This is a genomic window from Nodosilinea sp. P-1105 (assembly GCF_012911975.1).
Taxonomy (GTDB): domain Bacteria; phylum Cyanobacteriota; class Cyanobacteriia; order Phormidesmidales; family Phormidesmidaceae; genus Nodosilinea.
Genome location: NZ_SMDQ01000009.1, coordinates 120,822 through 130,256, shown reverse-complemented (window position 1 = coordinate 130,256; position 9,435 = coordinate 120,822). Strand labels below are relative to the sequence as shown.

Genomic DNA, 9,435 nt, shown 5'->3' with positions numbered 1-9,435 from the left:
AACTCCAGCAACGGACTCTGTTGAATACCAGGCTTAACGCCCAGTTTCTCGGCTTGGGTGGGGCCGAGACGCAACTTGCCCAGCAGGCTATTCAGCCCTCGTCGGTAGCCTGAGTCTGGGCCGACAACTGTTTCGATAAAAAAATTCCCAGCTCTGGCGAGACATGGCGCAGCAGTTGGCTGCGAACGGCCATCTCAATTTCGCTCAGGTTGCCCATGGGCAGCCCTTTGGCCTCGGCATCGGTATACAGCAGTTTTGCAATCTCACTGACGTGCCCTTGCAGTTGTTGGTGTTGTTCAGGTGTCATGGTGGTAGCCCTAAATGACCTACCCCACTATCTTCATTTTTCTCTCGCTAAATGTTGACGCACTCCCGTCGAAAATGTGCGTCCGCTGCTGAATAAATTTGGCGGCACCTGTTACATCTCGGATGTGATGGAAATTCGCTCGGTTAAGTGTGTCGCTTCAATGTAGGCCTGAACAGGTTCGCTATAGGGATGGTGTTATGGCACATCACAATTGTGGTTTCAATCGTCGCAGTGCCCTGAAACTGGGCTGCTGTGGTGTTGTCGGCATGGCCACCGGAGCAACCCTTTGGCCTATGGGCTCTGTTGCTGCCGCTAGCCTGGCCAGCAGCGATAGTCTGAGCCCCCATGAGGCGCTAGAGCGGCTCTTGACCGGCAACCAGCGGTTTACCCGTCACCAACTGCGGCATCCTGACCAGACAGAAGCGCGGGTGTTGGAACTGACCCAGGCCCAGCATCCTTTCGCTACAGTGCTGAGCTGTGCCGACTCGCGGGTGACAGCAGAAATTATTTTTGACCAGGGGCTGGGGGATATTTTTGATGTGCGCGTGGCGGGCAACATCGCCACTCCAGAGGTGGTGGGTAGCATTGAATATGCTGTGGCCCTATTACAGACACCGTTATTGATGGTGTTGGGCCATGAGCGCTGTGGTGCCGTCACTGCGGCGGTGGATAATGGTCCTTTACCCGGGGAAATGGGAACGTTTGTGGAGGCGATTTTGCCTGCGGTTAACCAGGTAAAAGGGCTAGCGGGGGATGCGGTGGATAATGCGGTGACGGCGAATGTTCGCTACCAGGTCAACCAATTGTTGCGATCGCAGCTGATCCGCGATCGGCAAGCCTCTGGCCAGCTCGACATCGTCGGAGCCCGCTACGATCTGGACACTGGGGCTGTCACCCTAATCACCTAAACGCCGCTGCCGATCGCCCTGGGGTAGGCGATCGATGTCGTCGGCTAGACTGAGGGGTAGGCAACAACCCAACAGCTTCCCACTAGCGGCTTTAAGCAGGAAGCACTCCTGTTGCTAGTCCCCATGTCCTTCTCAGGAAACGATTGCCATGGTTCAAGCTCAACCCCGCCCCGGTCCGACAATCACCTGGCCACCTTTGCCCGATGACTTTAAGTTAGTGGATGAGCCAGTGGAAAACATTCAACAGCCACCCCTGGCCGCTGCCCTCACCGATGCCCTTGGAGCCGCCCAGCGCATTCGCCCCGAGATGCTAATGGGCTCTAACTTCGGCCTGGTGGCCGGGGTAGATAGCGAGACCGTGGTGAAAGCACCCGACTGGTTCTACGTGCCCCGGGTAAACCCAGTGCCAGAGGGGGTGGTGCGCCGCAGCTATACCCCCCGGCTTGAGGGGGACGCGGTAGCCGTGGTAATGGAGTTTTTATCCGCCGATGACAACGGTGAGCTCTCTATTCGCTCGCTGCCGCCCTATGGCAAGCTCTACGTTTACGAGCAAATCTTGCAGGTGCCGGTGTATGTGATTTACGAACCCATGCGGGGCCGGTTAGAGGTGCGGCACCTGCAAAACGGACGCTACGAGATGCAGCCCCCTGACACCGCTGGGCGCTTTTGGATTCAGCCACTTGAGCTATTTTTAGGGGTCTGGCGGGGAGAGCGGCTGGCCCAAACCCTGAACTGGCTACGCTGGTGGGATGCCGACGGTAACCTGCTGCTGTGGAGTGCAGAACAGGCCGAGGCTGAGCGTCAGCGGGCTGAAACCGAGCGTCAGCGGGCTGAAACCGAGCGTCAGCGGGCTGAAACCGAGCGTCAGCGGGCTGAACGATTGGCCGAGCTACTCCGAGCTCAAGGCATTGACCCGGACCAGGTTTAGGTGGGGTGAGGTTCTTTTACTAAGATCCCTGTACCAAGATCCCTAGGTTCTGTGTACCTAGAGCATCGGTACAGTATGTCAAGATCCCAGGGTTCTTGGGCTGATTGGCCACGTTTTTTGGGGCATCCAGGGACAGAACCCTGGGATCTGAACCGGCGTACTAGCGCTAATGTTCGAGTAATCCACCAGTAGAGCCCAGGGAGGGATCTGTGTCTCCTACTAGTCCCCACTGACCCACCCCTACCCCTCCCAAGAGGGGATGATGAGCCTGCTTTGCAGAGAACTTTCTAATCCTGAACTTAGGTTAGAGCCAGCTAACCACAGAACCCAGGGATCTGGAACAGCGGTCTAAGCACTGAAGTATTTGGCTGCCGGGTGATAAGCCACGATTGCCGTGGTGGACTGTTCCGGATATAGCTGATCGCTTTCGTCGATGGTCAGACCAATGCGATCGCTGCCCAGCAGCTCCAACTGCACCGGCTGATCATCCATGTTTGGACAAGCTGGATAGCCAAAGCTATAGCGGGATCCCTGGTAGCGTTGCTGTAGCACCTCCCGCAGGGTGTCGGGTTCTTGATCGCCAAAGCCTAGTTCGCGGCGAATGCGAGTATGGCCCCACTCTGCCAGGGCCTCGGCGGTCTGCACCGACAGGCCGTAATAGTAGAGGTAGTCGGTGTACTGATCCGCCTGGAAGAGCTGCTGGGCAAACTCCGTAGCGATTTCTCCCACCGTTACCGCCTGCATGGGGAAGACATCGAACTGGCCCGGTATCGCCATCGCCTTCGGCAAGAAGAAATCCGCAATACAGAGCCGCCGCATCGATTTTTGCCGGGGGAATGTGAAGGTAGCGATCGGCGTGGGTGGGTGAGTGGATGAGTGGGGGAGTGGGGGAGTGGATGGGTGGATGGGTGGATGGGTGGATGCTGTAGCCTCCCCATCTCCCCATCTCCCCATCTCCCCATCTACCATGACAGACGGATCATAAATGTGCAGACTATTCCCTTCGGCCAGGCAGGGGAAGTAGCCGTAGACAAGTTGGGGATGCAGCAGGTTTTCTGAGAGAATCCGAGCTTTCCAGTTGTCGAGAATGGGATGGACGGTTTCTTTCAAGAAGGCATCGTACTCCTCCCGGGATTGCTCCTGGGGTTTACGAAACTGCCACTGGCCCACAAACAGAGCCTGCAGGTCCAGGTACCAGAAGACGTCCTCTAAATCGATATCCGCTGGGGTCAGTACCCGCGTGCCCCAGAACGGCGGCGTTGGTCGGGGAATGGTGGGGTCGACGGCCTCGGAGCGGGTGGTGTCGGAGGGAGATGGGGGGATGGGGGGATGGGGGGATGGGGGGTCGGTTGCGGGGTCTACAGTTTGGATGTCGGACGCCTCTGTCCCCTCCTGGGAGGGGTAGGGGTGGGTGCCTTCTGCCTTCTCTCCCGTTCCCTCTTCCTCATCCAAAAACCCCCGCAAATCATCCCAATTCTCCGCCGCCTTGGCGGGCATCAGTTTGTCCATAAAGTGCAGGTCAGAGAAGGCGTCTTTGCCGTAGACCACTTGCCCCTTGTAGGTGCGCTGGCAGTCTTCGTTGACAAACTTGGGGGTAAGGGCAGCACCGCCTAGAATCACGGGGACGGTGATCCCCTCCTGATTGAAGGTCTCCAGGTTATCTTTCATGAAGGCTGTGGATTTCACCAGCAGGCCGCTCATGGCGATGCAGTCGGCCTGGTGCTCGCGGTAGGCCTGGATAATGTTCTCGACGGGCTGTTTGATGCCCAGGTTGACCACCTTGTAGCCGTTATTGGACAGAATAATATCCACCAGGTTTTTGCCAATGTCGTGGACATCGCCCTTGACCGTGGCGATGATGAAGGTGCCCTTACCAGAGCCATCGCTGTCGGATTTCTCCATGTAGGGTTCCAGGTAGGCCACGGCGGATTTCATGGTCTGGGCCGATTGCAGCACAAAGGGCAGCTGCATCTGGCCGGAGCCAAACAGTTCCCCCACCACCTTCATGCCGTCGAGCAGGAAGGTGTTGATGATCTCCAGAGGTGGGTAGGTTTCCAGGGCTTTGGCCAGGGCCTCTTCTAGGCCGATGCGTTCGCCATCAATGATGTGCTGCTTCAGCTGCTCGTCGATGGGCAGATCCTTGGCGATCGCCTCTTTTTTCTTCAGGCTTTTACCTTCGAACAGGGTGGTTAGCTTGGTCAGGGGGTCATAGGTGACAATGTCGCCGTCAAAGTCCCGGCGATCGTAGATCAGGTCACGACAGACCTTTTGGTGGTCAGGGTTGATCTTGGCCAACGGCAGAATCTTGGCGGCACTGACGATCGCCCCATCCAGGCCCACCTGCATGGCCTCGTGGAGAAACACCGAGTTGAGGGTGACCCGGGCCACGGGGCTAAGGCCAAAGGAGATGTTCGATACCCCCAACATGATGTGGCAGCCGGGCAGATTTTCGCGGATCAGCCGGATGGATTCAATGGTTTCGCGCCCGTTCACCCGATCTTCTTCAATGCCAGTGGAGATCGGCAACGCCAGGGTGTCAAAGAACAGCTCGTGGGCCGGGATACCGTACTCCAGGGCATCCCGGTAGGCCCGCTGGGCAATTTGAAACTTTTTCTCGGCGGTGCGGGCCATGCCGTCTTCGTCAATGGTGCCGACGACGATGCCTGCGCCATACTTTTTGGCCAGCTCCAACACCTTGAAAAAGCGCTCCTCGCCGTCTTCATAGTTGGTGGAGTTGAGGATACACTTGCCCCCGGCCACCTTCAGCCCCGCTTCCATCTTCTGCCACTCGGTGGAGTCCAGCATCAGGGGCAGGGTGACGTTGGTCACCAGGCGCGACACCAACTCGTGCATGTCCTGCTCGCCGTCGCGACCCACATAGTCCACGTTCACGTCCAGGACATGGGCACCCTCTTTTACCTGCGATCGCGCCAAGGCCACCAGCCCATCCCAGTCTTCGGCATTTAGCATCTCCCGGCACTTTTTCGAACCACTGGCGTTCAGCCGCTCCCCCACGATCAAGAAGGAGTTGTCTTGTTCATAGGGTTGGGTGCTGTAGATAGAGGCAGCGGCAGGGGTGTAGTTGAAGGGAGGGCGAGGGGAGGGTGGATGGGTGGATGAGTGGGAGGGTGGATGAGTAGTGGGTGTTTCAGCCCCGTTACCCATCGACCCATCCACCCATCCACCCCTCACGGGTCGTTCCTTCGGTCGCAGCTCCCGCGCAATCTCCGCCAACTGGGCAATGTGCTCGGGACGGGTGCCGCAGCAGCCGCCAATCACCTGGACCCCCAGGTCCTCAACAAAATGCATCAGAGCCATGCGCAACTCCATCGGGGTGAGGCGGTAGACGGCATGGCCCCCCACATTCTCGGGCAGCCCGGCATTGGGGATGCAGGAAATCACAAAGGGGGACTGCTCTGACAGGTGCTTGATGTGGTCTTTCATCAAGTCAGGGCCGGTGGCGCAGTTAAGGCCCAAAATATCGATGGGGTAGGGTTCTAGAATGGCCAGGGCGGCGGCCATTTCGGTGCCCACCAACATGGTGCCCTGCTGCTCCATGGTGACAGAGACCATCAACGGTAGGCGTTTGCCCACAGCGGCAAAGGCTTCTTCAATGGCATTCAGCGCCGCTTTAATTTGCAGCACATCCTGGCAGGTTTCCACCAGCAGCAGGTCAACCCCGCCATCGATCAGCCCCGTCGCCTGTTCCACGTAGGCGGCTTTGAGGCGGTCAAAGTCAATGTGCCCTAGGGTCGGTAATTTAGTCCCTGGCCCCATAGACCCCGCCACAAATCGGGGCTTGTCTGGGGTGGAATAGTCATCCGCCACTCGTCGGGCCAAAGCGGCTGCGGTCTTGTTCAGCTCGTAGGCCCGATCCGCCAAATCGTACTCTGCCAGCACCAGGCAGGTGCCCCCAAACGTATCGGTCTCAATTACATCGGCCCCGGCTTCTAAAAAGCCTCGATGCACCGTCTCAACGGCCTCGGGCTTGGTCACCACCAGGTACTCGTTACAGCCCTCATACTCGGGGCCACCAAAGTCATCAGCCGTCAGGTTTTGCACCTGTAGGTTGGTCCCCATGGCCCCATCGAACACCAGCACGGGGCGATCGGGGCTATGCAAACGGTCGAGAAAGGCGTTAGACATGGAGCGCGGGTCAAGAACAGCGATACAGATCTATTATTATCGACTAAAGCTCATCCAGCTGATAGGCATAGGCCAGGGAGATTCTTGAGGATTGTGCCTTAAACGGCCCTAGAGCTTAGCGTCTTACTATATGCTTTAACCGTACCTCTTCTCAGTGACTCACCACTACGATGGGCCGACTTACTACCCATGTCCTCGATACAGCCCTGGGAAAGCCTGCCGCATCATTGCGGTTAACGGTCTGGGCGATTAATAATGAAGCCGATATCAAAACGGCCCTGAAGACCGTTGAAACCAATGATGACGGTCGCACTAATGAGCCTCTGCTAGAGGGGGAAGAGTTCGTCAAAGGCACCTATGAGCTGACATTTGATGTAGCCGCCTATTTTGCCCAAACGGGGGCAGCGTTGTCAGAACCACCCTTTCTCGATCAAATTCCGATTCGGTTTACCGTGGCCGATACCTCTGGCAACTACCATGTACCTCTGCTGGTTTCGCCCTGGTCCTACAGTACGTATCGAGGTAGCTAGTACAAAGTAGTGTGCCCCTGATTTGGTGCTTTACCGGGGCGAGGCTATCCCCAAGTGGCAACCGGGCGAACCCCGCCGCATTGACGTGACCCACCATCGGCGGCCTGATCTGGTGGGCGAAATTGCCGACACCAGCTTGAGTCTGGATCTAGATGAACAAAAGCAGCTCTACGCCCGTTTAAGGATTCCAGAATATTGGGTGGTGGATGTCAAAGGGTTGAGGCTGTTTGCCTTTGGTCTAACCGAAGCTGGGATGTATGAGGCGATTCAGATATCACAGGTACTCGATCATTTGCCAATCGCACTGATTGAACAGGCATTGGATCGCTCTACCACCGACACCAACACCGCTGCGGCTAATTGGGTGATGCAGCAGTTGCAGTCGCAAAGTAAGTGAGTGTGAGGTGAACTGACCTACCCTGCGGCTGGTTTATCCGCCTCTAAATCTTGGCCTAGCCCGACAAAAGTTTCAGCACCAGCAGGGCAAACTGACGCCCTGACGTCTCATTATCCAGCACTTCCAGGGACAGCTTTTCGTGGTCGGTCATGGCGTCGAGCACCGTATCGACCACCCGTTTGGGAAACAGGCCGTGCATCACCTGGTCTGGGGTGTGGTTGTTGACCTGGGCCATCACGTCGTCCTGGCGGCTGATGCGCTGGGCGATCGCGCCGCAGCAGGGGATGCAGATGCTTGGCGTAGACGCAGAGTTGCTCTAGCTCTGGGTCTTCGTAATCGACGATCTGCGAGAGGAATTCATAGAGCCGCACAAAGCTCTGGAGGTTTTTCTTGAACAGATCCAGCTGGTCGATCTGCTCACCAGCGGCTTTTAGCTCGTGGTCGGCTTGTTTGAGGCGGTTGCTGTTGCCCTGGGCGGCGCGTTTCTGCTCTAGGGCCTGGCGGCGGTTAGTTTTTGCTAAGTTGTAGCACTGCTTAAAGCGATGGACAGCAGGCTGGCAATAGTATTTGAGCTTGGCGTTGGCGGCCTTGGGGTTAAAGAAGGCCAGGGCAAAGGCTTCCACCTCCTGCCAGTGGTAAATGGCATCAAGTTTGCCTTGCAGGTCGTAGATGATCTGCGGGTCAGAGACATCGGCTAGTTCGGCTTTGGTGTAGTAGGGCAAAAAGAAGGTGTCTTTACCGGCCAGCTTAGTGGTCATGGCTACGTCCTGCTGGCTGACGGCAAAGTGCACCAGGGCACCGCGCTTAAAGGTCAGCAGCAGTTCGGCTTTGCGGGTGAAGGGGGCTTTGGTGGGCCGGTCGTGGCAATACTGGCGTTTGGCGTTTTCGATCGGTTGTTTGAAGTCGCTTTTGAGTTCGAGGGTGGCGGTGGGGATGCCGTTGACGAATAGCACCAGGTCGAGACGGGGATTGTAGTTATTTGTGGAGTCTGGGCCTTTGCGGGCATGGGGCGAGTAGGAGACTTCGGGCACGATGCGTAGGCGGTTGGCCTGGTAGCGAGCCTGGATGTCGGGGTTCATGGCGTGGTCGGGCTTAAAGCTGCACAGCTCGACTTTGACCCCCGGCAGTTTGTAGCCGTGGCGCAGCACGTCAAGGGTGCCAGTTTTCTCTAGGGCGCGGACGGTTTTTTGAATCAGCACGCTGGCGGGGTCGCTGGGGTGGCTTTTGCAGAGTTTTTGCCAGCGATCGCCCCAGGCAGTTTGAACGTAGGCCAGCAGGTCTTCGGTGTAAAGGGCAGTGGTGGGGTTGTAGCCCGCAGCGGTTCCCACCAGCCAGCCCTGGGCCGCCAGGGCGTTGATGATGTCTTGCTGGAAGGCGGCTTCTTTGCTGTCAGCCAAGGGGGCGATCGCCCCCTTGGCTAGGAGTGTTAAACTATTATCCAAAGTATAACTCCAGGTCGGCGGTATGGATATTCAACTGAAAAAGTGGGGGAATAGCCTGGGCTTACGCATTCCCCATCGGTTGGCGGAGAGCTTTGGGTGGGACGAGAACTCGACAGTGGAGATGTTGGAGGTCGATGGGGCATTGGTCATTCGTAAAAAGGCGATCGCAGCCTCTTTAGATGAGTTGTTGACCAGTATTCCTGACAATTTTTGCTACCCCACGGATGTGAATGACTTTGTGAACAGTGGGCCGCAGGGGCAAGAATGGCTGTAGCGAAAGAGTCTTGGATGCAACTGCGTCGAGGTGAAGTGATTCGCATCAATTTGAACCCCACGCAGGGGAGAGAGCAAATGGGGGATGCTCGCCCTTGCTTGGTGGTGAGCCAAACGGCCTTTAATGCGGCTCGGGGTGGCCTGGTGGTTGTGTCGCCGATTACCAGCACGGTGAAGCCTGAAATTAAGACGCTAATTCCCATTCCTGCAGGATTTCGGGTGAGTGGGTCGGTGATTGCCGAGCAGGTTCGTACTTTAGATGTGAGCCAGCGCTGGTGGCGCAGTACGGTAGCTCCACTGTTTGACAATAATAAAGTTCCTTGTGCGAACACTCGGCTTAAAGCGCTCCCCTTTACTGTCAAGCAAGTCTCTGTTTCTGACAGATAAATTTCATCGTCTTTAGTGATTTCAACGACAGTAACCCAAGGTGAATAATCACCATTGAATAATTCTGGATCGCCTGCTGGCCTAGGAGAGCTACCTCTTACAACTATTGAAATGTGG

7 protein-coding genes and 3 pseudogenes are annotated in these 9,435 nt (G+C 56.8%); 7 read left to right on the top strand and 3 right to left on the bottom strand.

Annotated features, from left to right (window positions below; all coding sequences use genetic code 11):
* Positions 1 to 91 precede the first annotated feature (91 nt).
* Complete coding sequence (locus E1H13_RS06430) at positions 92 to 307, bottom strand: hypothetical protein (protein WP_169612569.1); 216 nt, start codon at positions 305 to 307, stop codon at positions 92 to 94.
* A 58-nt stretch (positions 308 to 365) separates the two neighbouring features.
* On the opposite strand from E1H13_RS06430, the pseudogene E1H13_RS27915 reads away from it, so the two are divergent.
* The 3 genes and pseudogenes from E1H13_RS27915 to E1H13_RS06415 all read left to right on the top strand — a co-directional run.
* A pseudogene (locus E1H13_RS27915) lies at positions 366 to 473 on the top strand (P-II family nitrogen regulator); the annotation flags it as partial.
* Positions 474 to 504: 31 nt separating this feature from the next.
* Positions 505 to 1,215 carry a carbonic anhydrase gene (locus E1H13_RS06420; RefSeq protein ID WP_169612568.1) on the top strand — a complete coding sequence of 237 codons (711 nt, stop codon included), beginning with the start codon at positions 505 to 507 and terminating at the stop codon, positions 1,213 to 1,215.
* 148 nt (positions 1,216 to 1,363) lie between these two features.
* A complete protein-coding gene (locus tag E1H13_RS06415) occupies positions 1,364 to 2,143 on the top strand; it encodes a Uma2 family endonuclease (protein WP_169612567.1) in 780 nt (259 codons plus the stop codon).
* A gap of 348 nt (positions 2,144 to 2,491) precedes the next feature.
* Here the strand turns inward: E1H13_RS06415 and metH are convergent, their stop codons facing one another.
* On the bottom strand, positions 2,492 to 6,289 hold the full coding sequence (gene metH, locus E1H13_RS06410; protein ID WP_169612566.1) for a methionine synthase: 3,798 nt from the start codon (positions 6,287 to 6,289) through the stop codon (positions 2,492 to 2,494).
* A gap of 170 nt (positions 6,290 to 6,459) precedes the next feature.
* Between metH and uraH the strand changes: the two genes are divergently transcribed.
* Positions 6,460 to 6,819 (top strand): hydroxyisourate hydrolase, encoded by a 360-nt coding sequence (gene uraH / locus E1H13_RS06405; RefSeq protein ID WP_169612565.1) that lies wholly within the window; start codon positions 6,460 to 6,462, stop codon positions 6,817 to 6,819.
* Between the two features lie 10 nt (positions 6,820 to 6,829).
* Positions 6,830 to 7,216 (top strand): annotated as a pseudogene (locus E1H13_RS06400) (Uma2 family endonuclease); the annotation flags it as partial.
* 55 nt (positions 7,217 to 7,271) lie between these two features.
* On the opposite strand, the pseudogene E1H13_RS06395 reads toward E1H13_RS06400, so the two are convergent.
* A pseudogene (locus E1H13_RS06395) lies at positions 7,272 to 8,613 on the bottom strand (type I restriction endonuclease).
* A gap of 67 nt (positions 8,614 to 8,680) precedes the next feature.
* On the opposite strand from E1H13_RS06395, the gene E1H13_RS06390 reads away from it, so the two are divergent.
* Entirely contained in the window at positions 8,681 to 8,932 is a 252-nt protein-coding gene (locus E1H13_RS06390) for an AbrB/MazE/SpoVT family DNA-binding domain-containing protein (RefSeq protein ID WP_169612563.1), read from the top strand.
* 14 nt (positions 8,933 to 8,946) lie between these two features.
* The gene (locus E1H13_RS06385) at positions 8,947 to 9,318 is read left to right on the top strand and encodes a type II toxin-antitoxin system PemK/MazF family toxin (protein ID WP_169612582.1); all 372 of its coding nucleotides are present in this window, start codon (positions 8,947 to 8,949) and stop codon (positions 9,316 to 9,318) included.
* The last annotated feature ends 117 nt before the right edge of the window (positions 9,319 to 9,435 follow it).

What these genes read in the sequence shown, in the direction of transcription:
- E1H13_RS06385 (WP_169612582.1), top strand. Translation starts at nt 8,947, where the DNA reads ATGCAACTGCGTCGAGGTGAAGTGATTCGCATCAATTTGAACCCCACG.
- metH (WP_169612566.1), bottom strand. Translation starts at nt 6,289, where the DNA reads ATGTCTAACGCCTTTCTCGACCGTTTGCATAGCCCCGATCGCCCCGTG.
- E1H13_RS06390 (WP_169612563.1), top strand. Translation starts at nt 8,681, where the DNA reads ATGGATATTCAACTGAAAAAGTGGGGGAATAGCCTGGGCTTACGCATT.
- E1H13_RS06430 (WP_169612569.1), bottom strand. Translation starts at nt 307, where the DNA reads ATGACACCTGAACAACACCAACAACTGCAAGGGCACGTCAGTGAGATT.
- E1H13_RS06415 (WP_169612567.1), top strand. Translation starts at nt 1,364, where the DNA reads ATGGTTCAAGCTCAACCCCGCCCCGGTCCGACAATCACCTGGCCACCT.
- E1H13_RS06420 (WP_169612568.1), top strand. Translation starts at nt 505, where the DNA reads ATGGCACATCACAATTGTGGTTTCAATCGTCGCAGTGCCCTGAAACTG.
- uraH (WP_169612565.1), top strand. Translation starts at nt 6,460, where the DNA reads ATGGGCCGACTTACTACCCATGTCCTCGATACAGCCCTGGGAAAGCCT.